The sequence below is a fragment of the Pseudoalteromonas atlantica genome (assembly GCA_007988745.1).
GTDB classification, from domain to species: Bacteria; Pseudomonadota; Gammaproteobacteria; order Enterobacterales; family Alteromonadaceae; genus Pseudoalteromonas; species Pseudoalteromonas atlantica.
The window spans coordinates 59,755-85,651 of sequence record BJUT01000010.1; the positions used below are offsets into that span (position 1 = coordinate 59,755).

21 protein-coding genes are annotated in these 25,897 nt (G+C 40.9%); 10 read left to right on the forward strand and 11 right to left on the reverse strand.

All coding sequences use genetic code 11. From position 1 onward, the window contains the following. Positions 1 to 3 precede the first annotated feature (3 nt). Genes pstB through PAT01_RS06970 form a run of 3 tightly spaced genes read right to left on the reverse strand, consistent with a single transcriptional unit; the run spans position 4 to position 4,757 of the window. Positions 4 to 831 carry a phosphate ABC transporter ATP-binding protein PstB gene (gene pstB, locus PAT01_RS06960; RefSeq protein ID WP_004587622.1) on the reverse strand — a complete coding sequence of 276 codons (828 nt, stop codon included), beginning with the start codon at positions 829 to 831 and terminating at the stop codon, positions 4 to 6. Between the two features lie 26 nt (positions 832 to 857). Then, the gene (gene pstA / locus PAT01_RS06965) at positions 858 to 2,507 is read right to left on the reverse strand and encodes a phosphate ABC transporter permease PstA (RefSeq protein ID WP_138579517.1); all 1,650 of its coding nucleotides are present in this window, start codon (positions 2,505 to 2,507) and stop codon (positions 858 to 860) included. A 15-nt stretch (positions 2,508 to 2,522) separates the two neighbouring features. Continuing rightward, positions 2,523 to 4,757, reverse strand: coding sequence for an ABC transporter permease subunit (locus tag PAT01_RS06970; protein WP_154945210.1), 2,235 nt, complete (start codon positions 4,755 to 4,757; stop codon positions 2,523 to 2,525). A gap of 658 nt (positions 4,758 to 5,415) precedes the next feature. Between PAT01_RS06970 and PAT01_RS06975 the strand changes: the two genes are divergently transcribed. From PAT01_RS06975 to ppx, 3 genes are all read left to right on the forward strand, one after another. Beyond that, on the forward strand, positions 5,416 to 5,922 hold the full coding sequence (locus tag PAT01_RS06975) for a glycine cleavage system transcriptional repressor (RefSeq protein WP_024031441.1): 507 nt from the start codon (positions 5,416 to 5,418) through the stop codon (positions 5,920 to 5,922). 178 nt (positions 5,923 to 6,100) lie between these two features. Continuing rightward, entirely contained in the window at positions 6,101 to 8,188 is a 2,088-nt protein-coding gene (gene ppk1 / locus PAT01_RS06980; RefSeq protein ID WP_004587626.1) for a polyphosphate kinase 1, read from the forward strand. Further along, positions 8,181 to 9,668 (forward strand): exopolyphosphatase, encoded by a 1,488-nt coding sequence (gene ppx / locus PAT01_RS06985; protein WP_154945211.1) that lies wholly within the window; start codon positions 8,181 to 8,183, stop codon positions 9,666 to 9,668. Before ppk1 ends, ppx begins: the two co-directional genes overlap by 8 nt. A 192-nt stretch (positions 9,669 to 9,860) precedes the next feature. Here the strand turns inward: ppx and PAT01_RS06990 are convergent, their stop codons facing one another. The 7 genes from PAT01_RS06990 to PAT01_RS07020 form a co-directional block, all read right to left on the reverse strand. Further along, the gene (locus PAT01_RS06990; RefSeq protein ID WP_004587628.1) at positions 9,861 to 10,316 is read right to left on the reverse strand and encodes a hypothetical protein; all 456 of its coding nucleotides are present in this window, start codon (positions 10,314 to 10,316) and stop codon (positions 9,861 to 9,863) included. A gap of 293 nt (positions 10,317 to 10,609) precedes the next feature. Then, positions 10,610 to 13,732: an efflux RND transporter permease subunit gene (locus PAT01_RS06995; protein ID WP_154945212.1), complete on the reverse strand. Its 3,123-nt coding sequence runs from the start codon at positions 13,730 to 13,732 to the stop codon at positions 10,610 to 10,612. Further along, positions 13,729 to 15,264, reverse strand: coding sequence for an efflux RND transporter periplasmic adaptor subunit (locus PAT01_RS07000; RefSeq protein ID WP_154945213.1), 1,536 nt, complete (start codon positions 15,262 to 15,264; stop codon positions 13,729 to 13,731). The genes PAT01_RS06995 and PAT01_RS07000 overlap by 4 nt, the downstream gene beginning before the upstream one ends. 4 nt (positions 15,265 to 15,268) lie before the next feature. Beyond that, the gene (locus tag PAT01_RS07005; protein WP_154945214.1) at positions 15,269 to 16,591 is read right to left on the reverse strand and encodes a TolC family protein; all 1,323 of its coding nucleotides are present in this window, start codon (positions 16,589 to 16,591) and stop codon (positions 15,269 to 15,271) included. A gap of 262 nt (positions 16,592 to 16,853) precedes the next feature. After that, positions 16,854 to 17,219 carry a hypothetical protein gene (locus PAT01_RS07010; RefSeq protein WP_318299742.1) on the reverse strand — a complete coding sequence of 122 codons (366 nt, stop codon included), beginning with the start codon at positions 17,217 to 17,219 and terminating at the stop codon, positions 16,854 to 16,856. Positions 17,220 to 17,282: 63 nt separating this feature from the next. Continuing rightward, on the reverse strand, positions 17,283 to 17,891 hold the full coding sequence (locus PAT01_RS07015; RefSeq protein ID WP_154945215.1) for a paraquat-inducible protein A: 609 nt from the start codon (positions 17,889 to 17,891) through the stop codon (positions 17,283 to 17,285). 2 nt (positions 17,892 to 17,893) lie between these two features. Next, entirely contained in the window at positions 17,894 to 19,159 is a 1,266-nt protein-coding gene (locus PAT01_RS07020; RefSeq protein WP_154945216.1) for an EAL and HDOD domain-containing protein, read from the reverse strand. A 145-nt stretch (positions 19,160 to 19,304) separates the two neighbouring features. Between PAT01_RS07020 and PAT01_RS07025 the strand changes: the two genes are divergently transcribed. From PAT01_RS07025 to PAT01_RS07035, 3 genes are all read left to right on the forward strand, one after another. Next, a complete protein-coding gene (locus tag PAT01_RS07025; protein ID WP_186807274.1) occupies positions 19,305 to 20,063 on the forward strand; it encodes a substrate-binding periplasmic protein in 759 nt (252 codons plus the stop codon). 69 nt (positions 20,064 to 20,132) lie between these two features. Further along, the gene (locus PAT01_RS07030; protein WP_004587636.1) at positions 20,133 to 20,699 is read left to right on the forward strand and encodes a PhnA domain-containing protein; all 567 of its coding nucleotides are present in this window, start codon (positions 20,133 to 20,135) and stop codon (positions 20,697 to 20,699) included. A gap of 117 nt (positions 20,700 to 20,816) precedes the next feature. After that, on the forward strand, positions 20,817 to 21,632 hold the full coding sequence (locus PAT01_RS07035) for an META domain-containing protein (protein WP_154945218.1): 816 nt from the start codon (positions 20,817 to 20,819) through the stop codon (positions 21,630 to 21,632). Positions 21,633 to 21,675: 43 nt separating this feature from the next. Here the strand turns inward: PAT01_RS07035 and PAT01_RS07040 are convergent, their stop codons facing one another. Then, positions 21,676 to 22,515, reverse strand: a complete 840-nt coding sequence (locus tag PAT01_RS07040) for a 23S rRNA (adenine(2030)-N(6))-methyltransferase RlmJ (protein WP_055252599.1) — start codon at positions 22,513 to 22,515, stop codon at positions 21,676 to 21,678. Between the two features lie 238 nt (positions 22,516 to 22,753). Between PAT01_RS07040 and zapB the strand changes: the two genes are divergently transcribed. From zapB to PAT01_RS07060, 4 genes are all read left to right on the forward strand, one after another. Then, on the forward strand, positions 22,754 to 22,984 hold the full coding sequence (gene zapB / locus PAT01_RS07045) for a cell division protein ZapB (protein ID WP_154945219.1): 231 nt from the start codon (positions 22,754 to 22,756) through the stop codon (positions 22,982 to 22,984). Next, positions 22,984 to 23,286: a cell division protein ZapA gene (locus PAT01_RS07050; RefSeq protein ID WP_004587640.1), complete on the forward strand. Its 303-nt coding sequence runs from the start codon at positions 22,984 to 22,986 to the stop codon at positions 23,284 to 23,286. The genes zapB and PAT01_RS07050 overlap by 1 nt, the downstream gene beginning before the upstream one ends. Positions 23,287 to 23,348: 62 nt before the next feature. Next, positions 23,349 to 24,371, forward strand: a complete 1,023-nt coding sequence (locus PAT01_RS07055; protein WP_154945220.1) for an MBL fold metallo-hydrolase — start codon at positions 23,349 to 23,351, stop codon at positions 24,369 to 24,371. Positions 24,372 to 24,407: 36 nt separating this feature from the next. After that, complete coding sequence (locus PAT01_RS07060; protein ID WP_154945221.1) at positions 24,408 to 25,886, forward strand: LysM peptidoglycan-binding domain-containing protein; 1,479 nt, start codon at positions 24,408 to 24,410, stop codon at positions 25,884 to 25,886. Positions 25,887 to 25,897 lie beyond the last annotated feature (11 nt).

The following is a 25,897-nucleotide window of genomic DNA, read 5'->3' on the forward strand; positions in this document are numbered from 1 at the left end:
CGACTAGCCGTAACGGCCTGTAATGTAGTCTTCCGTTTTCTTTTTGCTTGGCGTTGTAAATAAGGTATTTGTGTCTGAGTATTCAATCAACTCGCCCATGTACATAAAGGCCGTTTGATCAGATACACGCGCTGCTTGTTGCATGTTATGTGTCACAATAACAACGGTAAATTTGTTCTTTAAATCGTTAATTAGCTCTTCAATAACCAAAGTAGAAATTGGATCAAGTGCCGATGTTGGTTCATCAAGTAATAGTACTTCAGGTTCAATCGCAATTGAACGGGCAATAACTAAACGCTGTTGCTGACCACCTGATAGGCCAAATGCACTATCGTGTAATCTGTCTTTTACTTCATCCCATAAAGCCGCACCGCGAAGTGATTGTTCTACCACTTCATCTAGCTTACGCTTTTCTTTAATACCTTGTAAGCGTAGGCCATAAACCACATTTTCATAAATTGATTTAGGAAATGGGTTAGGACGCTGAAACACCATACCCACGTTACGACGAAGCGCGGCTACATCTACACTTTTATCGTAAATGTTTTGGCCGTGAAGTAATATTTCACCTTCAATACGACACACATCAACTAAATCGTTCATGCGGTTAATACAACGCAATAGCGTTGATTTACCACAACCAGATGGACCGATAAACGCCGTAACTTGGCCTTTCGGAATATTCATATTTACTTTGCTAAGCGCTTGCTTTTCACCATAGTAAAGATCAAGGTCCTTAATCTCTAACGCTTTTTGGTCATCAGTTAAGTTTTCTAAGTCTAACTTCAAGCTTTTGTTAGCTTGGTTTACTTGTGGAGCGACTGTAATCATGTTTGTTACCTATAATTCTTTACTAATTAGTGTTCAAGCGATCTGAATTTTTCACGTAAATGGTTACGTATGCCTATCGCTGTTATGTTGAGGGTAATAATCACCGACACTAATAAGAAGGCCGTTGCGTATACCAGCGGGCGTGCCGCTTCAACATTCGGGCTTTGAAAGCCCACATCATAAATATGAAAGCCTAAGTGCATGAACTTTCTATCTAAGTGAAAATAAGGGAAGTTGCCATCAAGTGGTAACGTAGGGGCCATTTTTACCACACCTACGAGCATTAACGGCGCAACTTCACCGGCCGCTCGAGCAACAGCAAGTATTAAACCTGTCATAATTGCTGGGCTTGCCATAGGAATAATAATACGCCATAAGGTTTCAACTTTGGTGGCACCAAGCGCTAATGAACCATCACGCACTGTACTAGGAATACGCGATAAACCTTCCTCGGTTGATACAATAACAACCGGTAATGTAAGAATAGCTAATGTAAGCGCAGACCACATAACACCTGGCGTGCCAAATACTGGCGTAGGCGCAGCTTCTGGGTAAAACAGTTGGTCAAGGCTACCACCTAACATGTAAACAAAAAAGCCTAAGCCAAATACACCGTAAACAATAGACGGTACACCGGCAAGGTTAATTACCGCAATACGAATCATCTTAGTTACTGCATTTTTAGCTGCGTATTCATGTAAGTAAATTGCAGCTACAACACCAAATGGGGTCACAATAACGGCCATCAGCATAACCATAAATACTGTACCAAATATAGCAGGGAATACGCCGCCTTCGGTGTTTGCTTCACGTGGGTCGTCTGATACAAACTTACCCAGTTGTACAAAGTAATGACCTAACTTTGAGAAAAAGCCCATGTCGTTAGGCAACCAAACATCAAGCACTTGATACAGTGGAATGGTGACTACTTCACCACGCATGTCCTTAACTAAAACTTGGTCACGCTTGGCTTTTTTACGCAGTGCAAATAACTCTTTTTCAAGTACTGCATATTCGTTACGTAACTCGGCACGTGCTTGAGCAAGCTCGGCAACACGCTCATCGGTTAGTTCGTCATCAAGTAGGTACGCCTTTTCTTGTAAGCGAAGACGCTCTAATTCGTAGTTGATATGACCAATGTCGCCATTTTGTAAATCAAGCGCTTCGTCGTTTAAATCAACCGCACGCTCTACTAGCTCATGTAAGGTTTCGATTTTATCGCTAGTAACCGGCTTTCCATCTTTAATTACACCTTCTATGTAGCCATAAAAGTTACCGTTTTTACTGCGCTCAAATACAGCAAGCGTAGCCGGTGTACTTTGCTCAGTAATATCGGTTTCTAATATCCAACGAAAATCTAAATCTACATATTCGCGGTTACCTGTTTTTATAAGTAAACGCTCAACTTCGTCTTTATTAAAATCTGATACATCAATACCTGTTGCAGCTAAACGCGCTGTAGGCACAAGTTCTCGGTCGTAAACTTCACCAATGATGGTTTGTTTTGAAATAGACCCTTCTAGCTCAAATTGAACTACCTCAGATGGCCAGAAAAAGCTTAATCCCTTCCAAGCTATCATTGCTAATAAACCGAGAACTGAAATTAAGCTGATGCTTACCGCACCACCTGTCATCCAAATCCAAGGAGAACCAGACTTAAACCACTGCTTTACCATGTCGTGTCTCTCCACTTACATTGAGCTGTATTTTTCACGCAGTTGCTGACGAACAAACTCAGCCACTGTGTTGAAAATAAAGGTGAATATGAATAGTACAAATGCTGCTAAGAATAATATTCTATAGTGCGAGCTGCCTACTTCTGATTCAGGCATTTCTACCGCAATGTTTGCTGCAAGCGTACGCATACCTTGGAAAATACTCCAATCCATAATTGGCGTATTACCTGTTGCCATTAATACAATCATGGTTTCGCCTACTGCACGACCAAGTCCCATCATCACGGCAGAGAAAATACCTGGGCTTGCTGTAAGTAGTACAACACGTACTAGCGTTTGCCACTGCGTAGCACCAAGTGCTAGTGAGCCATTTGATAAGTGTTTAGGAACACTAAATACGGCATCTTCTGCAATCGAGAATATAGTAGGAATAACGGCAAAGCCCATCGCAATACCAACAACTAAAGAGTTACGTTGGTCAAACGTCATACCCAGCTCGTTAGTTAGGTACTGACGTACATTTCCGTCAAACATCCAAAGCTCTACTGTTTCGCTCATTGCAAACGATACCCAGCCTATAAATAATACAACCGGAATAAGTAAAATAGAGTGCGACCCTTCAGGGATTTTATGGCGAATACTCGCTGGCAACTTAGTCCAACCTAGTGCTGTTGCTAATACACCTAACGGTAATAAAATCAATAAGCCGACAATAGCAGGTAGGTGCTCTTCTATAAGTGGCGCTAACCACAGGCCTGCTAAAAAGCCTAATATTACAGTTGGGAGGGCTTCCATAATTTCTACCGTTGGCTTTACCACTTTACGCAGCTCGCTCGACATAAAGTAAGCGGTGTAAATAGCGGCAGAAAGCGCAATGGGTACTGCAAATAGCATGGCGTAAAGCGCTGCTTTTAACGTACCAAACGAAATAGGAACCAATGAAAATTTAGACTCAAAGTCATCACTTGCCGATGTAGATTGCCAAATATAACCAGGCTCAGGGTAACCTTCGTACCACACTTCTTGCCAAAGTGCAGACCAGGTAACCTCTGGGTGCTCATTATGAATTTCTAATACGGTTAGTTGTTTATCGGCTAAAATAAGGGCGGCATTTGAGCGCGGAGCTATAGCAAAGTTTTTAATCTCGCCATCACTTACTTTACCTTGCCAAAGTTTTGCCTCACTTGTGGTGTAATACACACCTAACTCACCGTTACTGCTCGTGGTGAAGAAAGTTCGACGATAAAACTCGGTAAAAATGTTCAGCTTGCTTTGTTTAGTTGTTTCAAACGAGCGAATTTTTTGATACTCACGGCCGCTGTCTGTATTGACTTCAAACCACTGCGATACTTCACCGTTATCGTTTGCAAGCATGAGTGAGTTAGCACCAGCAAGTAGCTGCGCAGACACTAAGTTAGCACTTTCTTCGTTAGCCGAAAGCAGCTGAATTTGCTCTACTTCGCTTGGATAGCGTGTATCGTAAACATAAATTTGATTTGCAGAACGTACAAATGTGCGGGTGGTGTCTGGCGAAATTAAAAGCTCATCAACACGGCCTTCAATATTAAGCTCAGTGCGCTCAACTACCCATTCTACTTCACCGGTAAACATGTTTTCTTCAGCAACAAAGCTGCTAAATAAAACGCGTTTGTCTTCGGTTAAAGCAACCACGGCTGTTTTATCTTCGTAATGACTAAATGCAAAACGCTTAATGGCAGCACCTTGCTCGTCAACTTCTAATGCCATTTTGCCAAGTGGGTAATCTAAACGTGGCGTTAGCTTTCTTTCGTTGTTAGGAAAAGTAACTAAAAACTTAGGTGCTACCAGCACCACTGAGCCATTTTCTAAACCAAACGCATAATGCCCCTGAAACGGCGCACTGTTTGCAAAGCTTGATGCATCACTAGGTAGCTCGGCGCTTAATGTTTTAAGCTTTTTACCAAAGCTGCCATCTTGCACACTATAAAAATCTACCTTTCCTTGCTGAGAGAGTAAAAAAGCAACCTCAGTTTGCTCCTCAACACCTAAGCCCACAATTTGTTCAGCATTAGCAACGTTAAAACTGTTACGTTTTTCTACTTTTGCTGATTCAAAAATTGGTTGTACTACATAAAGAAGGTAAAAGAATATTAATAACAATGCTATTAATACCATTACTCCGCCTGCGGAAATACCCCACTTTGCAAACCGGTCTTTAAATAGACGGCTTCGATCCGTATTTAAAGTCGGCTTATTCGGATTGGAAGTCATCAAAACACCCTTTAATTCTGTCGTTCTACAAATTATATTTCATCAAGATGACAGTAATGTTACAGATGTAATAAATACCCGCCTAAACGCTTTAAAATCAGTCCTTTTTTCTAATGACAGCGCTTGCTTAATTGTTACTCACTGATATGCCACAACATAAATCGATACAAAAAAGGGGAAATATTTAATATAAATGCCCTAAATTAGTGCCTATTTAGCTATTTAATAACGCGTTTTACTGCCCTACTGAAGATGACTAAATTTATGCTTTTATGGCGCATTAGTTGTTAACACTTTTATGGTTAAATAAAGTGCATAGCGCTCAAAGCATGAAAAAAATAAATGTTATGGTTCATAAATGACACTTATTATCAAAAGTGCTATAAAATTGTTAATAAATTCAGTGTGAGTTTATCTTCTTATGGGAACTAATTTGTGCTTTTATTGGACAAACAATTTAACGCAGACAATACTAAATCTATGTATAACGAAACCAGACCGCAGCGCTAAAGTTAAAAAAATTCAACGATAAAGACACAAATAAGTAATAATAAACAATTAGTTTTTTATGGGTTTATATTACCCACTACAATGATAGAAACGTTATAAACACTTAATGCCTACGCATTTACATTTTCAGGCTTAGAGAGAGCTATTTATGAAGCAGTTGGTGATCACCATTTTAGGGCAAGACCGGCCCGGATTAGTAGAAAGTATTTCATCGGTTATCTTGCAAAATAAGGGTAACTGGCTGAGCAGTAATTTAAGCCACTTACTAGGCCACTTTGCCGGTATTATTCAGGTAGAAGTAGCGCAAGAGCACTTTGAAGCATTGCAAAACGCATTAAATGCCTTACCTAAACTCGACGTACGGATTGAAACTGGCAACACAGAAGTAGAGCCAAGTAGCAAAGAGCAAATAAATTTTGTCATTACTGGCAATGACCGCCCGGGCATTGTTCAGGAGCTGGCAAGTGTAATACGCCACAAAGGCGCTAGCATTACTCACTTAAACTCAAGGCAACAAAGTGCGCCAAATTGGGGAGTGCCTATTTTTAGTGCCGTAGCTACAGTCACTTTACCCAGTGGTATGAATAAAGAAGAAGTTATTGATGCACTTGAATCGATTACCAGTGATTTAATTGTAGATATTGAAGAGGCATAGCCCAAACGCCGTTGACATAAAAATGACATGGTAGTCATTTTTATGTCATCTAACTGGCGTATGTTTGAATAAAAAGGGCTGATTATTACTACTTTTATCGCTTTTTACATTGTAAACCTCATAAGCGCACGCACAGCCCCAAATTAAATTTGAAACATATCCTGATAACGGAATAGATATGAATGCCCATATAGAGCCCCCTCAAACAACTGAATATTTTGCAAAAGAATTAAGCTGGCTGTCATTCAACGAGCGTGTACTACAAGAGGCTAAAGATAAAAATAACCCGATTATTGAGCGCATGCGTTTTTTGGGCATTTTCTCTAATAATTTAGATGAATTTTTTAGAGTGCGCGTTGCTGATGTAAAGCGCCGAATTTTATTAAATAAACTCCCCGATGCTAATTTTGAAGAAGACGAAATACTGCTTAGTGAGATACAAAAAAAAGTACTCCAGCTAGGTAAAAAATTTAACCACATACATCAGCAGGTATTAACCGACTTAAACCATCATAACATTCATGTTAGTCGCCCCGATGAGCTCAGTGAGTTTCATTTAAACTGGTTAAAAAATTACTTTCATGATCACGTTCTTCAACATACCTCTCCTATTTTGCTAAACGAGAACAAAGACTTCTCTACCTATATAAACGACACCATGACCTACTTATTTGTAGAAATGAGTGATGAAAAAAGTTATTACGCAATGCTTGAGGTACCCACCGACAGGGTTGATCGCTTTATAAACCTGCCTCCAGAAAAAACCCGCCGCCATAAAACCATTGTAATGCTTGATGATGTCATCACTTACTTTTTAAACGATGTATTTAGTAGCTTTTTTTCTTATAAAAGCATTGCCGGTTATGCAATTAAATTAACTCGCGATGCAGAGTACAACCTAGACGACGAGCTAGAGGCTGGCTTACTTGATAAAATGTCCAAAGGGTTAAAACAACGTATTTATGCTGAGCCAGTAAGGTTGGTTTACGATCAAGCCATGCCTGAAAACATGCTAAAAGTGATGAAAAAGCGCCTCGGTGTCACGCATCATGATGCGTTAATTCCTGGGGGGCGTTATCGTAATTTTAGAGACTTTATATCGTTTCCTAATGTAGGGCGCCAATATTTAGAAAACAAACCTCTCCCAGCATTGCAAAGTAGTGCGTTTAATAAACATGCCAGTGTATTTGACGCTATTAGCGAGCAAGATATTTTACTGTATTACCCCTATCATACTTTTAATCATGTGCTTGAATATGTGCGCCAAGCGGCCTTCGACCCTAAGGTTACGCAAATAAAGGTTAATATTTATCGTGTAGCGAGCAAATCTAGGCTGATTTCATCGTTAATTAATGCCGCTCAAAACGGTAAATTAGTGACCGTTATGGTTGAGCTAAAAGCACGTTTTGACGAGCAAAATAATATTGAATGGGCAAAAGTGCTAAGCAGTGCAGGTATTAAAGTGATTTTTGGTATACCCGCACTAAAAGTGCACAGTAAATTATGTGTGGTGCACCGTAAAGAAAAAGGCCAAATAGTAAAATATGCTCATATTGGCACTGGTAATTTCCATGAAAAAACAGCCAAAATTTACACTGACTTTAGCCTATTTACTCGCCACACTGGTATTTGTGAAGAAAGCGACAGCGTATTTAGATTTATAGAAAGCAGTTATAAACCGTTCAAATTTGACTACTTAATGCTTTCGCCAATTAATGCCCGTGAAACGCTGCTTAATTTAATCAATAACGAAATTGACCATGTTAAAAACAACAAACCAGGCAAAATAACGGTAAAAATAAATAACCTCGTCGATAAAGAGCTGGTAGACAGGCTTTACCTAGCTGGTCAAATCGGCGTTAAAATTAGAATTATTGTACGTGGCATGTGCTCGCTCATCCCTGGCGTGCCTAAACTTAGCGATAATATTAAGGTAATTAGTATTGTTGATCGCTTTTTAGAGCATCCTCGCGTAATGGTATTTGGTAACAATGGCGATGAAAAAGTATTTATATCTTCTGCTGATTGGATGACACGTAACCTAGATCATCGTGTTGAAGTAGGTGTTCCTATTTTGGATGTTAAGTTAAAACGCCTTATAGTTGATATATTAGAGCTACAATTTAAAGACCGTACCAAAGCACGCATTATTGATAGCGAGCAAAAAAACGCTTATGTAAGAAGGGGTAACCGTAAAAAAATTCGCTCTCAGATAGCAATTTACGATTATCTAAAAAAATGGGAACACACTTATTATAATGAATGATCACCCTTCAATAGCCGCAGTTGATTTAGGCTCCAACAGCTTTCATTTAGTGGTTGCCCGAGAAGTAAACGGCACTTTGCAAATTTTGCACAAAGAAAAACAACGCGTTTATTTAGCCGATGGGTTAGATGATAAATTTCGCTTAAGCCAAGCTGCAATAGACCGCGCCCTCGTGGTACTAAAGCAATTTGCTAAAACCTTACATGAGTTCCCCGCAAGTAATGTAAAGGTAGCTGCCACTTACACTTTTAGGCGTGCTAAAAATATTAACGCCTTTTTAGCCCAAGCTAGCGCTGTGTTTCCTTTTCATATTGATGTAATTGCAGGTCAAGAAGAAGCGCGCCTTATTTATCAGGGCGTTGCGCATTATGTTCATAATGAAGAAAACCGCTTAGTGATCGATATTGGCGGTGGCAGTACCGAGCTTATAATAGGTAAACATTTCAAGCATAAGCTTTTATCTAGCCGTAATATGGGCTGCGTTAGCTTTACAAAGCAGTTTTTTAGCGATGGAAAAATTTCGGCCAAACGCTTTAACAAAGCGCAAATAAGAGCCGAGCAAGAGCTTGAAGCCATTTTTTCTAATTATGTAAGCGAAAATTGGCAAACAGTAATTGGCACCTCGGGCACTATAAAGTCAATATTAGCGATGATAAGCGCCACAAATCCGCAGCAACCTAAAATTACTTACGATGATTTACTCGCGTTAAAACAGCAATTTATTAGTGCTAAACATATTGATAACTTAGCTATTGCAGGGCTTACACCCGAGCGCCAACAAAGCATATGTGGTGGTTTAGCAATTTTAATTGCGATATTTACAGAGTTTGCCATTAAAGAGCTTACCTACAGCGATTTTTCGTTGCGCGAAGGGTTGCTGCACGAAATGCAGCAAAAGCTTGCCGATAAAGATATTCGCTCAAACACCATTAATAATTTAAGTGAGCGCTACACCGCTGATAAAGCGCATGCAGCGCGTGTTGCTGATACGGCTATTTGGCTCTATAAACAGTTAAAAAATGTATGGCATTTAGATAATAACGACGATATTGCTTTATTAACTTGGGCAGCAAAATTACACGAAATTGGTTTATCAATTAACTCATCGGGGATTAACAAACACAGCGCTTATATAGTGGCGAATAGTCAATTGCCCGGTTTTACGCAGCAAGAGCAACTTATTTTAAGCTCACTTATACGCTTTTATCGTAAAAAAATTAAACTGACTGAGCTGCCTGAGTTTTTAACTATTTCTCAAAAGCACGTGCTTAAACTGATTGTTATTTTACGCTTGGCCATTTTATTTAATCAAAAGCGCCAAGTGAGCTTAAAGCCGGATATGGAAATAAGCGCAAGCAACTTAGGGTTATTTATTAAGTTTAGTAACAGCTATTTGCAAGAGCATACATTGCTACAAGCAGACCTAGAGCAAGAGCAGCTCTATCTTAAAAAAGCAGGGATTCAGTTTGAGTGCGTTTAATTTTATAAGGCTATTAAAAGCCTGTGACATTGTTTGTTCTAAAGTAATGTAATTGCGACACGCGCTTTTTAAAGTGAGCTTGCTGCTTTATTTACACCCATGTAAAGCACACATAATAAAGCGCCCTCGGGGTAAACCCAAGGGCGTTTGAAGCTTTACCTATAAAGATAAAACCAGGTTATTTTATCAGGTTTACATATCCATATGGCGGTTTGAGCTTTGCATCATTTGCTTAACGCCTTGCTTTTCAAGCTCTAAAATTTGCTCGAGCTTTTCTTTACCGTTTTCTGTCTCAGCGCGCTCTAATAAGTACTCGTAAAGTTCAATTACTTTTTTGTGCTGCTCAGAGAGGTAGTTTTGAATCACCTTTTCATCAAATTCTTGGTCTTTGCTAATATCGTTAAACGTAATTAACTCGGGGTTGTCTGCAAAGTATTCGTAGCTGTAAGTATCTAAGGTGTTGATCTCTGTAATTGCTTTAAAGCCAACTAAGTCTTCAGCTAACTTTTTTTCATAATCTAAATAATAGTCCACTAGCATCGCGTTACGTTCATCAAGTAACTCCTTAACGCTGTAAAAATTTGCCGCCATTTGTGTGTGAAATAAAACGGTCCAATCGTACACTTCTTTAATTGTTTTAACTTGCATGTGCATTCCTTACTAAGTTGACTGTATAAGGTACAGGTTGCGTAAACCGTGCCAACATAAACTCAATTAAAAACAATGCATTAAAAATAAAAAAACAGGAGCTAGGTGGGTTATTTGGTACAAGTTACAAAATACGGGTAATTTTTATAGGGCAATAAAACAGGTATTGCCCAAAGTGTGCTATTAGAGCCTGCTGAATTAGGGGCAGCTATCAAGCTCACAAGGGTAAAAACCGTACACCGCGATTTAACCACCATTACATTCAGCAAATTTTAACTCACAAAGAACAACACCTATTGACTAATATGCTGCTTTTTCCACAGTAAATACACCGCAGGTATAACCAATAACGTAAGTATAATTGCGCTTAGCATCCCGCCTACCATCGGCGCAGCTATTCTACTCATCACTTCGCTACCGGTGCCGGTGCCGTATAAAACGGGTAATAAGCCAGCAATAATGGTAGCCACCGTCATCATTACGGGGCGCACTCTTAGCCCTGCACCTTGCATAATAGCGTGTTGTAACGCTTGTAAGTTAAATGCAGTTTCAGTTTGCTCGCACTGCTGGCGCTGCTCTGTATAAGCTTGGTTTAAATATACAAGCATTATGACGCCTATTTCTACCGCAACACCGGCCAATGCAATAAACCCTACACCCACTGCCACCGAAAAGTTAAACGCTTCAAAGTACATTAGCCAAATGCCGCCTACCATAGCCAAAGGAAGGGTGGCAATAATAATAAGTACTTCGCTTAGGCATTTAAAATTAAGGTATAGCAGTATTACAATAATCGCGAGTGTAAGCGGGATCACATAAGTAAGCTTTGCTTTTGCGCGTTGCATGTATTCGTACTGCCCTGCCCAAGTAATTGAATAACCAGCGGGTAATTGTAGGTTATCGCCAAGTACTTGCTGAGCTTGTGCTACATAGCTGCCAATATCACTGCCTTTAATATCAATTAAGCTCCATCCATTTAAACGCGCGTTTTCGCTTTTAATACCGGTAGGGCCATCTTCAATAAATACATTAGCAACATCGCCAAGTGCAATATGTTGGCCTGAAGGTGTAATAATAGGTAATAATTTTAAATCTTCAGGCGAAGCACGAAAGCTCTGCGGGTAGCGTAAATTTACCGGGTAACGCTGTTGCCCTTCAATTGTTTCAGTCACGTTTGAGCCGCCAATTGCAGTGGCCACAACCTGTTGTATGTCGGCTATATTTAGATTATACCGTGCTGCTTTTTCACGGTTTATATCCACTTTAATATAACGCCCTGTGGCTACACGCTCTGAATACACTGAGGCTGTGCCGGGCACGTCTTTTAACAATTGCTCAATTTGCTGCCCAATGTTTTGAATTTCTAACAGGCTTGGGCCCGCGATTTTAATACCTACAGGCGTTTTAATACCGGTGGCAAGCATATCAATTCGCGTTTTTATTGGCATAACCCACGCATTTGTAAGGCCCGGTAATGTAACTAAGCTTTCCAGCTCGGCTTTAATTTTTTGCTTCGTCATGCCCTCTCGCCACTGTGATTTAGGCTTAAATTGAATAAAGGTTTCAATCATTGTCAGCGGTGCGGGGTCGGTTGCGGTATCGGCGCGCCCTATTTTACCAAATACAGTTTTTACTTCAGGCACAGAGGCTATGAGCTTATCCGTTTGCTGTAAAATTTTTCGCGCTTCGCCAATAGAGAGCCCAGGGTAAGTTGTAGGCATATACATTAAGTCGCCTTCATCTAGCAAAGGAATAAACTCACTGCCTATTTTGTTTACCGGATAAAAGCCTATAACCGTCACTATAAATGCAATAAATAACGTACTTTTTGGAAATTTAAGTACGGTGGCTAAAAGCGGTTTATACCCTGCAACCAAAGCTCTATTAACAGGATTTTTGTGCTCAGAAATGACCTTACCCCGAATAAAGTAGCCCATTAACACCGGTACTAAGGTTATAGCTAAGCCGGCAGAGGCTGCCATCGCATACGTTTTTGTATAAGCAAGCGGGGCAAACATGCGCCCTTCTTGCGCCTCTAAAATAAATACAGGCATAAAACTTACAGTAATAATGAGCAAGCTAAAAAATAATGCAGGGCCTACCTCGGTGGCCGATTTAGTCACTATTTGCCAGCGGTTTTGCTTGGTCAGTGGCGTTTTTTCCATGTGTTTATGCATGTTTTCTATCATTACGATAGCACCATCTGTCATAGCGCCAATAGCAATAGCAATCCCGCCTAACGACATAATATTAGCGTTTACGCCTTGCCAATACATCACAATAAAAGCCATTAATATACCCATAGGCAAGGTAATAATAGCCACCAGCGATGAGCGCACATGAAATAAAAATACCACGCACACTAAGGCTACAATAATGAGCTCTTCAAACAATTTACTACTTAGGTTATCGACCGCGCTTTTTATTAACGTGGAGCGGTCATAAACCGGAATTATTTCAACCCCTTCGGGTAACCCTTGTTTTAAAGACTCAAGTTTTGCTTTTACCCGAGAAATCGTTTCTTGGGCGTTTTCGCCATAACGCATCACCACAATGCCACCCGCAACCTCGCCTTCGCCATTTAGCTCTGCAATGCCTCGTCGCATTTGAGGACCTAAGCGCACATCCGCTACATCTCGTAATTGTAATGCACTTCCTTGGGCGTTAATTCCTAATGGAATGGCTTCTAAGTTGGCGACACTTTTAATATAACCTGTGCTGGTTACCATGTATTCGGCTTCAGCCATTTCGATTACTGAGGCGCCAGTTTCTTGATTACCTTGGCTAATTGCAGTTTGTATCAAACTAAGAGGAAGGCCATAAGCACGTAACTTAACGGGGTCTACAACCACTTGGTACTGCTTTATCATGCCACCTACAGCGGCTACCTCAGATACACCTTCAACGCTTTGCAGTTCAAATTTTAAAAACCAATCTTGCAAGCTACGAAGCTGGCTTATATTGAGCTGATTTGTTTTATCGACTAATGCATATAAATAAACCCACCCCACTCCTGTGGCATCGGGCCCAAGTTGTGCCTTTGCACTTGCCGGCAAGCGGCTTTCTACCTGACTTAAATACTCTTGTACGCGGCTACGGGCCCAGTAAATATCGGTATTTTCATCAAAAATAATATACACATACGAGTCGCCAAAAAATGAAAAACCACGCACCGTTTTAGCGCCAGGCACAGACAGCATTGCCGTGGTGAGCGGGAAGGTAACTTGGTCTTGCACTACTTGGGGCGCTTGGCCTGGGTAGCTGGTTTTAACAATTACCTGTACGTCCGATAAATCCGGAAGCGCATCAACGGGTGTCTGTTTTACACTGTAAATACCCGCGCCAAATACAATAATACTCAGTAACAAGACGAGAAAACGATTAACAACCGACCAGCGAATAACAGCAGCTATCATAATGACTCCCCATGCATTGAATGATGAGCTGCGCCTTCGTCAGTAGGGTGCTCAGCAATTTTGCTTATTACAAATTCGCCCTCAATAATGCTAAATGTAAAATGAACCTGCTGATCAGGTGAAAGCGCACTAATATCAAGCTCTTTAGCAAGTATAAAGTCCATAGTAGCAGGGCCTCTGTTCCATTTAGCAATAGCCTCTCTGCTAATATTAATAACCCGCTGCGCTGCGTTTATATTATTTATGGTTCCCATTACTGTAGCTGTTTGAACCGCTTCAGCCTTGTCCATTTCCATGTTAGGCATGTCGCTCATGGCATGAGTGCTCGGTGCACTCATACGCTTAAAGTCCGAGTCTTTACTCGATTCAGAGTCTATTAAAAACTGCGCAGCAGTCACAACACGGTCTTCTTTCGTAATGCCCGATAAAATAGCCACCTCATGTTGGCTAATTTGCCCTACTTTTACCGCCACCGATTTAAAACGCCCATCGCCTAGGGCAAGTACTACTCGGTTTTGTGCACCTGTACGAATAAGCGCTTGCTTAGGTATAACTAATTGCGGTGAGTCACTGTGTGTGTGAATACTTACTTGGGCAAACATATCAGGCTTAAGTAGCCCTGCGGTATTTTCAAAACGCAGCCTTACACGTAAAGTACGATTTTGAGCATTTAGCGCTGGGTAAATGTAATCTACTACGCCCTGCCACTGCTTACCTTGAATGTAATCAAGGGTCATTGTAACGGGAAGCCCTTTGCTCACTAAAGCTGCTTGGCGCTCAAATACTTCTGCCTCTACCCATACTTGATCTAATTTAGCGATGCTCATCATTGAGGTGCCGGGCTTAACATAAAAACCTTCACGTATATTAAGCTCATCAAGCACGCCACTTTGACGCGCGTAAAATGTAATGTTTTGCATCACTTTTTTATTTTTTTCTAAGCGCTCAATAAAGCCATCAGACACATTTAGCGACTCTAAACGCGCTTTAGCAGCCCGGATCAATACGCTGTTTTTTCTATTTACTGCGAGTAAAAATTCTTCTTGTGCGTTCACAAGTTGAGGAGAGTAAAGTGTGTAAAGTGGCTCACCAGCACTAACGGGCTCCCCTTGCGCTTTTACAAATAGGGTTTCTATCCACCCTTCTACGCGGGGGTGAATATGAGTTAACTGATCTTGATTGTATTGCACATAACCGATTGTTTGAATATCACTTTGCAGTGTTTTCAGTTGCACTTTACTGGTTTTAACGCCTAAGTTGTTAACCACTTCAGGTGATATTTTTATAGTACCTGGGCTGTCGTTTTCAGCGTTTGCATATACAGGCACCAGCTCCATCCCCATTGGCGATAGCCCTGGTTCATCGCGCCTATAGTTACTGTCCATTGGCGCAACCCAATACAGCGGCTTCGCTTTTTTATTATCAGCGGTTGTGGCTAAGTGCTCAGTGTCATCAATCAACCAGCGATTAGCAATAAACATTAACGTGGCACCAATAAGCAGCGCTACAAGGTATTTTAAGTTAGTTTTCATTGTTTTATCCTTGTAGCTCAGCCATTACTAGCGAGTCTAAACTGGCTGCGTAATAATTTAAGCGAGCAATAATTATGTGTTTGTCTATTTGAATATTAAGGGCATCTATTTTGGCGTTTAGCTCACTAATACGCGCGCGCATAACATCAGAAAAGTCGCCATCGTCACGGGTATACGCGTTTAAAGTAGCCTGAGCTTGCTGCGACATTTGCGGTAATAATGTGTTTTGATAAAGCGTATTGCGCTGCTCAATTCGCTCAAGTTGACTAACCTCTTTAAAGTACTGTCCTTTTAAGCTTTGTAGCGCCACGCGTTTGTCGGTTTTTATGGCCTCTGCATTAGCAATAGCCGCATTAACTTGCTGATCTTGCCTGTTATCGGTAAATAAAGGTAAATCAATACTCACCCCCACCGAAAGCAAATCAGCACGCGATTCACCAGCTTGGTTATCAGCGCGGTAGCCATAACCCATATTTACGCCAAGTTGTGGCTTATAACTTTGTTTAGCAAGGCTCACTTGTGTGCGTTTAGCGGCTATACGTTGATCTATAGCCACCATAGAGGGATGCGCCATAAGTAACTTAATGAGCTCATCAAAGTCTAAGCTATTAAATTGGGTAAGCGGGGCTGGCGCTGTAAAAGTTAGGCTTAATGGTTGGCGTAATACGCTCTGTGGTAACCACTGGGCTAACCCTTGTTTAGCGGCATCTAGCTGCTGCGCTAATACAATCAGTTTATCTTCAAGGCGTGTGAGCTCCAATTGTGAGCGAATAATATCTTGCTGACGGGTTTTACCTAAACTACTGGAGTAACTGGCTTCAGTAACTTCAATTAACTGGCTAAACAATGCTTTATCTTGTTCAATTAACGCAATACTTTGCTGTGCTCTGTAGGCATTTAACCACAGCTCCATTACCCTAGCTTTTACTTGCGCCTTTCGCTGCGCCCTAAGCCACGGGTGCTCAAGTGCTTCTTCTTTTATTGCTTGTTGGCTAAGAGCCAAGCTATTACCACGGCTAAAGCTTTGGCTTATACCCAGCTTTAACTGCGTCATGTTTTCTTGATCAAACGCAAAGCCATCTACGGGTACGCTTTGCAAACCTATGCTTAATACGGGGTCTGGTAGAGTACCTGCAGCAATACTTTGCGCAGTGGCGGCGGCTTGCTTTTGCTCACTGGCGATCAGCCACGGCTCGTTATTGAGCGCTAGGTTTATGGCATCCGTTAAATTAAGGGTTGATGCTTTTGCTATAGCATCACTATTAAATACAGCACCAAATAAGGTGGCGCTCAGTAATACAGCTTTAAAAATTACAGTGCGGGTCATTGCCTGCTCCATCTAAAATTAAAAATAAAATCTTAAATTAACAAGCAGAACAGGCGCTTTAAGCGAATATAGCTAAATTTCACTCATACCAATGGTGTTAAATTAGTCGTTATGTATAGCGACAGTTAAATAGAGTGATAACAAGGCATAAATATCGGCATGTAGTTGTTCTACATGAGAGGTTTATAACGCTGTTAACGCTTTATTTGGCACGCTAAATGACTAAATAATCAAGTCGATTGGTATCACACCTATCCTGCGTTTAAGCAAACATAGGAGGGCGATATAAGGTATTACTAGGGGGGGAGGAAATACCGCTATTAAGCTGGGTAACTTTTTCACTCGATAACGAAAAAGCAGGAAATAAGGCCGGGGACGTTAAAATAGAGCTGCTTCCACAGCCATTTATTGGGCAATGACAATCATTTTGAACATCTGCTTCATCACTGCAGCAATCCATTTCCATCATACCTGTATGCAATTTACTCTCGCTCATTACATGTGTGGCATGCTTTGCTGATAGGCTCATATGTGGCATTTCGCACTGCTGATTTACAGACGCAACGGCTTGCCCCACAAACGTGAGTAGCATCACAACAACGAGTAAATTTGAGTAAAAACGCTGCAAAACAAAGCCTATTAAGTAAATTACCCAGTAATAATATTTGAGTTATTGAGCTAACTCAAATAATTAATTTTCTTTTTTAGGTGATGTAATTAAGCTACTCGCTAAAATAGCAAAAATACAATAAGCACTAAAATACCAAAATCCCTCACCAAAAGTGCTATGCATAATTAGTAAATCGCTACTTTGGCCATGTGCATTGCCTGCCAAATAAGTCACTATTAACGCAATAACAAACACATCCACCATGCTCCACTTGCTCAGTGCGCAAATAACCACAGCTAACTTATTTTTAAATCCGCTGGCCGACAAGCAGCAATACAGTAATTGCAGCAGTAATTTTAAGCTTGGGATCACAATAGAAAACAACCCAACTAACGCCGCTACAAATAAATTATTATTATTAGCTAGTTCGTTTACGGTTCCCCAAATGCTTTGTGTTTTGCTATACGCGTTTATTTCACCCTCTAATTTATCAAGTCCCAACATGCTAGAGAACATCATTAACATACTGCGGGTACGGCCATCGCCTTCCTCAGCCAGCATTTCTATACCGGCTTTGGCGAGTTGCGATTTATCAATGTTGCCCTCAATCGATAATACAGGTTTGGTAACACCAGGAAATAACAGCCCTAATGCAACCACAATACTTAAAATAGATAACCAATTACGCATATTTATTCTGCAATAGCCTCAATAATTTCGTCACTATACAACAGTGCATCAAGAACATAATTAAAAATATGGCCTATATGCAAATCACTGTTTATTGCTGGCATTAACACCGCTATTTTATCCATTTCATCTAGTTCAAACGCCCTAATAAGCGCAAGGCTTTGCCCTAAAATGCCCTCATTGTTTAATAATGCCTGGGCAATACTTTCATCTAGCGAAAACTCTTTAACAATCGCTTCAAGGTCTGTATCTAAAATTGCATCCATCACAGAAAACAACCCAACCAAGTAGCCCTGTCCAACCATTTCTGCGTGGTTTTGCCCTAGCAATAGCGCAATAAACTGCGCTCTGGTTAAGGCAAGTTTTGTGAGTTCTGAGGGCTTATCGGCGCCTAATTCGCTCAGCGCCAGCACCCGCACCAGTTGCCTTATGATGTCCTCTCCTAAATACACAACCGCTTGCGAAATAGAGGTAATGGTTAATTTAGTACTGCCCGAGCGTGCGTTCGCTAATTTCAATACACGTGCTGTAATTGCCACATCTCTGGCTACTTGTTTTTGTATTTCATCAAAGCATAAAGATTCTTTTGCCATAAAGCGCAGTAAATCAAACACAATCACCTTACCCGGCTCCACATCTTTGTAAGTGATCATCTCTGGGCGGGCAAAAAAATAACCCTGAAATAAATCGCAACCGGCTTGTTTTAACGAGTGAAATTGCGCGTGAGTTTCTATGCGCTCAACAATAATTTTTGCATGCGGATTAGCGCGTTTAATTTTTTTTATGCGCATATTGGTTTTAATTATTACATCGTCCATTTCAATTTTGATGTAATCTACATGCGCAAGTAATGGCGCCCATTTATCGTCGCCATCGTAATCATCTAAGGCAAACTTGTATCCCTCTTGCTTGAGCGCTTTCACGCGCTGAGTTACCTCAGCTATTTTGTTCGTACGCTCAACGATTTCTAACACACAATTTTGTGGCACTAACAATTTAGGAAAATTCTCTAAAATAGTGGCTGAAGAAAGGTTAATAAACGCTAAATGATGCGCTGTAAGTTTGTCTGGCCCTAGCATCATCAGCGTATTAAAAAACAAACGGCTAGTTGCTTGCTCATCAGATGTTCCCACAGGAAATGCATTATGGGCTGAATCGCGATAAAGCAGCTCATAAGCAAACACATTCTGCTGCGCATCAAAAATAGGTTGCCTTGCAACAAACTGTGTTATCTTTTGCCCGTTCTGTAGAATATTTGTGGGATTCACTTAATAAAAGCCTATCTAATTTGACGTTGTTTATTACAATTAGGTTATACACTGTAATTCAACTGCTATGAAGATTCTAGAATCATTACAAGCTGAGTTAAATTACATAACGCTCAAGGTTAAAAGTTTAGCAAAGGTTACGTATTTGTATTTTTTAAAGTTGTTTTTATCCATATTTATTTTGCATCTTGCTACGTTTGCTCATGCCCAGCAAAACCAGCCAGAACTAAATTACAATGTCAGTGCGTCAGGTAGTCACTACCCTTTTTACACCAACAACCCAGAAAAACCCGGCATTTTGCCAGAAATAATCACCGCTTTAATGGCGCAAGCAAATATTACCGCCAATCACGTTGAGCTTCCCACTAAGCGAATTACCAAATATTTAGAAAACGGCTTTATTGATTTTGATGTAATTTCTTTAAAATGGTTAGCGCATAGCGAGCGAGATAACCCTTACTATATTTTTTCAGAGCCGCTGATCCTCGCAACCGAAATGATTGTCGCGCTGCCTGATAACGTCGCGCAATATCAAACTAAGCAAAGTTTATACTCTAAAGAGGTCGGTACAGTACTTGGCTACTACTACCATGATGATGCAAAATTTAACCGCGTCGATTTTCCCTCTGAAAAAGAGCTAATGATTGCATTATCTAAAGCGCGTATTGATGTTGCCATTATGGGCATTCACACCGCAGCGTATTGGTCTAAACAACTAAATATTAATACTGAGTTTGGCGCCCAGCATTCGCATGGTTATTTAAGAGTGCGTTTACTTGCTAAGCACAAAGCGTTACTGCCTAAAATTAACCAAGTCCTTGCCCACTTACATAGCAGTGGTTACATAAAACGCATAGAAGATAAATACATTAACCCAATACCCGCACAAAATTTAAGGGATTAGTATCGCCGCCTACCTTTGCTAGGGTATAATACGGCCAAATGTAAACCTCTTCCTATATAAGAACGCCTTATGAGTATTGAAAAAGCCTTAATCGAGCGCAGTAATAACCAGTGTGAATTATGCAGCGCAACCGAACACTTATCTGTTTACGAAGTGCCTCCTGTTACTGAAACCCATTCAGACAAATGCATTTACACCTGCCAAACCTGTAAAGATCAAATAGAAAACAACAGCGAGCTTACCCCAACACATTGGCACTGTTTAAACGACAGCATGTGGAGCCAAACACCTGCCGTACAAGTAGTGGCTTACAGAATGCTAACGCGCTTAGCTGTTGATAATGGCTGGGCACAAGATGCGCTCGACATGATTTACCTAGAAGAAGACACCCTTGCTTGGGCCAAAAAAGCCCTTGCTGAAGATGACGATATAAAACACGTAGACAGTAACGGCGTAGTGCTACAAGCTGGCGATACGGTTACTTTAATTAAAGACTTAGACGTTAAAGGTAGTAGCTTGACCGCCAAACGCGGCACAGCAGTACGCAATATAGGCTTAACAAATAACCCTGAACATATTGAAGGGCGAGTAGACGGCCAACGTATTGTTATTTTAACAAAGTTTGTAAAAAAATAGCGCTAAAGCATTATATTAAGGCGCATTAGCGCCTTTTTTTGTGGCTAAAAAAATTAAGCCATGATTAAGCTCCTCCCCCCTACACTTACCAGCAATATAGGAATAAGGAGCGCAAGCATGGCAAAGCAGCAATTTAGGTTTCAAAAACGTACATTTACTGGCTTAGGTTTATTAGCCCTAAGTACACTCACATTAGCGGGTTGTGAAAAACCAGCTAACGAATCACAATCCACAGTACAAGAAAAAAGCGTTATGGGTTTAACCACGCAAGTGAGCTATAAAGATCGCAGTATGCCACGCCCTGGCTCACAACTAATTGTAACGCTATCTGATGTGTCAAAAGCAGATGTAAAAGCCGAAATAATTACGCAACAAGTAATTGATATAAATAAAGCGCCGCCGTATACCGTGGAGCTAGCTTATGATGACAACAACATTGTTGATAAACACCGCTATAACCTCACCGCTAGAATCATTAATAAAGACAAGGTTCTTTATACCAGCACAATGCAGTACGACCCTTTTAAAAATGCAAACTCGGGGATTCTTCACGAAATTGAGCTTGAAAAAGTCGCCTCACCTAAAAGCGATGTTACCCTGACAAATACATACTGGAAAGCCGTTACAATTAATGCGCAAACAGTCAGTGTAAGAACAAAAGAGCCATTTATACAATTTGATAAAGATAACCGCGTTAACGGCTTTTTAGGGTGTAATAACGTCAGTGGTAGCTATAGCACAGAGCAACATTCAATTTCGTTTAGCCAATTGGCAAGTACAAAAAAAATGTGCTCACAAAGCATGGAGCAAGAAGCGGCTATGTTAAACATGCTCAATAACACGCAAAAGTGGGCTATAGAAGGCGAGTCTTTAGAATTAAAAGATAACAATGGCAACACGCTTGCCACCTTTAATGCGGTTTATTTTAATTAAATAAAAGCCCAGCTGGGCTTTTACTTTACATAATGGCAGGCAGTTATTCGTCGACTAACTGCTCGCTTCTATAAAACCCGCTAGGCTCACTTAAAAGCTCAACTAATTCAGGTAATATGCTGTCCATAGTTTGTTTTAATTTCCACGGTGGGTTAATAACAATCATGCCTGATGCCGTCATACCGTGTACGTCAGTATCCGCTTGCGTGCCTAACTCAAATAATTGAATATTTCGCATTCCCGACTCAATCAGCCCTTGCTCCATTGTATTGATTCGCTCTCTATCAACAACGGGGTACCAAATCATATATGTGCCGGTTGCAAAGCGCTGGTGCGCCTTAACTAGTGTGCTTACTACAGTATCGTAATCGTCTTTTATTTCATAAGGTGGGTCAATAAGCACACATGCACGGCGCGAAGCTGGCGGAAGTAGCCCTATTAATCCGGCAAAACCGTTTTCGCCACGTACGCGAATAGAGCGCTTACCTTGCATGTTTTGCTCAAGTAACTGCAAATCGCGCGGGTGTAATTCAAAAAACCAGCCTTTGTCTTGACGACGTAAGTAATGCTCAGCAATTTTTGGCGAACCGGGGTAAAACGCCAGTTCATCCCCATCATTAAACGATTTAATTAATGCAATATAATCGTTTAGCGCCTCGTGTTTACTGCTATGTTGCCAAAGCTTAGCAATGCCCTCTTTGTATTCTTGTGTTTTTTGGGCATCAGATGAACTTAACTCAAAAAATCCCGCACCTGAGTGGGTATCAATATAATCGAGGGGTTTATCTTTAATAGTTTGATATTGAAGTACCTGTGCAAGTACTAAATGTTTAAGCACATCGGCAGGGTTACCTGCATGAAAAGAGTGTCTGTAACTAAGCATTGTTAATTTTCGCTATACGCAATTTAATATCGGCAGTGAACCATAAGCTCTGTATTTTGGCAACCTATACACCGCTTTGCGAGCAGTTAAGTGAACCATTTATGAACAAAAAAGCCGCCACCCTGAATTATCACTTAATAAACAATAAAATTGTGCTAAAACCACCGTAAATGCTGGCAAAACAACACACTTTGCTTTACATTTGCATGACATTAATTACAGTTATATGAGCGCCTTTATGAACAACACAACTCTTCAACAACTCGAACAACTGATTGACTCGCTTATCGAGCGCAACAACCAATTACAAGCAGATGTTGCTAGCTTAAAAGAGCAAAATGCAAAACTAAGTGACGAAAACGAAATTTTACAACTAGAAGCCCTTGAAAACGAAGAAAAGCAAAAAGATGCCAGCTCTACGTTAACAGGCTTACTTGATAAACTACAAAGCGCACAACAGGCAAGCTAATGTCTGAGCTGCAAAACCAGCGGGTCACAGTTGAGTTGCTAGGTAAAGAGCAGCAGTTTGCATGCCCGGTTGGGCAAGAAGATGCATTAATAGCAGCAGCACAAAATTTAAATGACTTGGTTGAGCAAACAAAGCAACGCTCATCAGTTCGCAACGAACAACAGGCGATACTTTTAGCAGCACTTACACTTAGCCATGAGTTGCTAGAAGCTAAAACGCATGCCAGTGTAGAGCAACAGCAGCAAGATCAACTCATTGATAAACTCAGCCAATGCTTGGCGAGTGACCCAATAAAAAAATAAAAAGCGCCCCGTGCGCTTTTTGTTTATTATGAGGGTAAATAAATGCTGCGCAGAGACACACAATGACATTAAAACCCCTTTTAGTAACTGTAATCCCCGCCCTTTTTATTACCCTTAGCCTATTTTCTCACTCTAGTAAGGCAGCGGTTACTTGGCAGCAAATAAACGAGAATGTGCAATTTTTAAAACAACAAGATAAATTACGTTTTTACGATTCCAACCAAGTGCTCATAGAGGGCGAGCAATGCGCACTCATGGTTGATGCAAGCGGAAACTTTGCAGCCGTTGAAGCACTGGCAAAACAGTTAAAAAAACACCTTAAAACCCCGCTCTGTTATTTAGTTGCGACCCACTTTCATGACGACCATTTACTCGGCATGGCCGTATTACAAAATGCCTTCCCAAAAGCGCAGCTAATAGTGCATAAACAGGTAGCCGATAATTTTGCCACATACCAGAAGGCTTACGATGATAAGTTAGCAGGCTATGAAAAAAGTATAGAGCTGAGCTATCAGCGCTTAGCCACATTGCCCGAGCAACAGCAAGCACAGTGGCGCGAAAAGCTCTCTTTAGCTAAACAACGTTTTTTACGTTGGAAAACCTATAACTTAAAATCACCTAGCACCGTAATCAGCGAGCAACAAAGTATTGATTTAGGTAGCTTTGCGGTACAAATAACACCCGAAAAAGCCCACACAAACGGCGATTTAACACTTAGTACCAATAATGGCACGCTGCTAATAGGCGGCGATATTGTTGACTGGCTACCCTACCCAGGCCACGGCCAGTTACAAAATTGGCAAGCCTTGCTCAAACGCTATATTAATCAGCCTAATTTGCGTACAATACTTCCCGGCCACGGCGGGGCGCTTGAAAAAGCGCAACTTAAGCAGCCTTTATTGTTTTTAACAAATTTAATAACCCATGTGAAAAACAATAAAAAACAAACGCTTGAGCAACTTACTGAGAGTTTCCCTGCAGATGTTTTAGCACCATATAAACAAGAAGCGTTAAATACAAAGTCGAGCCAGTTATTTTTACAGGCTGGGCTTAAGCGCGCCCAGTTAATTGAGCACGCGCAGTAGTGTTATAAAATAAAGGATTGTAGATAAGAGATGAAGATGCGTGGATTGCTTGTAAATTGTGTAATGATTTTTTTGTATGGCTGTAACAGCACACAAACACAACCCGAAACAGACGCACCACAAATTTTTACTCACTTTGAGCCAAGCTACGAAAACCAAATAGAGCTTGAGCCTATACAGCCAAAACAATTACAGCAAGCCAATACTGCGCCGCCGGTAAAGGCAAAAAAAACAATTGTAAAAAAGCGCCCCGCCAAAGCTAAAAACCTATGGGTGCATATTGCCAACAATCTACATTTTACGGTGTATCAAAATCGCGCCTTAAAAAAGCGTATTAACTGGTATTTAAAACAACCTAACTATTTACCCACTGTAAATAAACGCGCCGCGCCTTATTTGTATCATATCGTAAAAAAAATTGAGCAAAAGCGCCTGCCTATGGAGCTGGCTTTACTGCCCTTTGTAGAAAGTGATTTTAGACCCACCATTGCCTCATCGCAGCAAGCAGTAGGTGTTTGGCAGTTAGTGGCCGCCACAGCGCATCATTTTGGCATTAAATCCGATCAGTGGTATGACGGCCGACAAGATGTACTTGCCTCCACCGATGCCGCACTTGAATACCTCAGCTATTTACACAAACGCTTTGATGGCGACTGGCTACACGCCCTAGCGGCTTATAATAGTGGTGAGGGGCGTGTTAAACGAGCCATTGAGCGAAATAAAAAACGTGGCAAAAGTACCGATTACTTTTCCCTAAAGCTGCCAAAAGAAACGGCCGACTACGTACCTAAACTGTTAGCGCTAAGCTACTTAGTTAAACACCCGCAAAAAGGCTTTAAGCGTCCTAAACTGGCTAATAAACCAATAACAACGCAAATGAATGTGGGCCAACAGTTTGATTTTTCGGTCATCGCTAAGCTCTCTGGGGTTGGCTCAAAACAGTTGCACGCGCTTAACCAAGGCTATTTAAAAAATCAAAGCTCACCTAATGGCCCCCACTCATTGCTTTTACCTATCGGCCAAGAGGCACTGTTAAAAAGTCAGTTTTTTAAGTCTAATTTTGCAGGCGAATACATCGTTAAAAAAAATGATACGCTATACAGCATTGCAAGACGCTTCAGCATGTCAGTAAGCGCGTTAAAGCAGCTCAATGGCAAACAAAATAATATGATAGGCATAGGTGAAAAGCTGCTGGTTGGACAGCCTAAAACGCTCCCCAAATCGCTCACTATAGATTATCAAATTAGTCCTTATTTAGAGCCACAAGAAGTCGTGATCCCCACCATTGAAATAGACTATGAAGTAAAACAAGGCGATAGCTTGTGGAGCATTAGTCAGCTTTACGAAGTGCCGCACAGTGATTTAGCTAAATGGAACAACTTAAGTGCCTCAAGCATTTTAAAGCCTGGCACGCAATTAACGCTATTTATTCCCCAGGCAGAAAAACCCAAACAGCCGCAACAAAAACAAGATTTACTGCAAGATCTACAAAAATCACTTATTCAACCACGCTGAGTTTATAAAGC

Bases quoted from the DNA above. Each gene is read 5' to 3' on its own strand.
- PAT01_RS06975 (WP_024031441.1), top strand. From the start codon at position 5,416: ATGAAGCAGTTGGTGATCACCATTTTAGGGCAAGACCGGCCCGGATTA.
- pstA (WP_138579517.1), bottom strand. From the start codon at position 2,507: ATGGTAAAGCAGTGGTTTAAGTCTGGTTCTCCTTGGATTTGGATGACA.
- PAT01_RS06970 (WP_154945210.1), bottom strand. From the start codon at position 4,757: ATGACTTCCAATCCGAATAAGCCGACTTTAAATACGGATCGAAGCCGT.
- PAT01_RS07060 (WP_154945221.1), top strand. From the start codon at position 24,408: ATGCGTGGATTGCTTGTAAATTGTGTAATGATTTTTTTGTATGGCTGT.
- PAT01_RS07055 (WP_154945220.1), top strand. From the start codon at position 23,349: ATGACATTAAAACCCCTTTTAGTAACTGTAATCCCCGCCCTTTTTATT.
- PAT01_RS07035 (WP_154945218.1), top strand. From the start codon at position 20,817: ATGGCAAAGCAGCAATTTAGGTTTCAAAAACGTACATTTACTGGCTTA.
- zapB (WP_154945219.1), top strand. From the start codon at position 22,754: ATGAACAACACAACTCTTCAACAACTCGAACAACTGATTGACTCGCTT.
- PAT01_RS06995 (WP_154945212.1), bottom strand. From the start codon at position 13,732: ATGATAGCTGCTGTTATTCGCTGGTCGGTTGTTAATCGTTTTCTCGTC.
- PAT01_RS07015 (WP_154945215.1), bottom strand. From the start codon at position 17,891: ATGCGTAATTGGTTATCTATTTTAAGTATTGTGGTTGCATTAGGGCTG.
- ppk1 (WP_004587626.1), top strand. From the start codon at position 6,101: ATGAATGCCCATATAGAGCCCCCTCAAACAACTGAATATTTTGCAAAA.
- PAT01_RS07030 (WP_004587636.1), top strand. From the start codon at position 20,133: ATGAGTATTGAAAAAGCCTTAATCGAGCGCAGTAATAACCAGTGTGAA.
- pstB (WP_004587622.1), bottom strand. From the start codon at position 831: ATGATTACAGTCGCTCCACAAGTAAACCAAGCTAACAAAAGCTTGAAG.
- PAT01_RS07040 (WP_055252599.1), bottom strand. From the start codon at position 22,515: ATGCTTAGTTACAGACACTCTTTTCATGCAGGTAACCCTGCCGATGTG.
- ppx (WP_154945211.1), top strand. From the start codon at position 8,181: ATGAATGATCACCCTTCAATAGCCGCAGTTGATTTAGGCTCCAACAGC.
- PAT01_RS07050 (WP_004587640.1), top strand. From the start codon at position 22,984: ATGTCTGAGCTGCAAAACCAGCGGGTCACAGTTGAGTTGCTAGGTAAA.
- PAT01_RS07000 (WP_154945213.1), bottom strand. From the start codon at position 15,264: ATGAAAACTAACTTAAAATACCTTGTAGCGCTGCTTATTGGTGCCACG.
- PAT01_RS06990 (WP_004587628.1), bottom strand. From the start codon at position 10,316: ATGCAAGTTAAAACAATTAAAGAAGTGTACGATTGGACCGTTTTATTT.
- PAT01_RS07005 (WP_154945214.1), bottom strand. From the start codon at position 16,591: ATGACCCGCACTGTAATTTTTAAAGCTGTATTACTGAGCGCCACCTTA.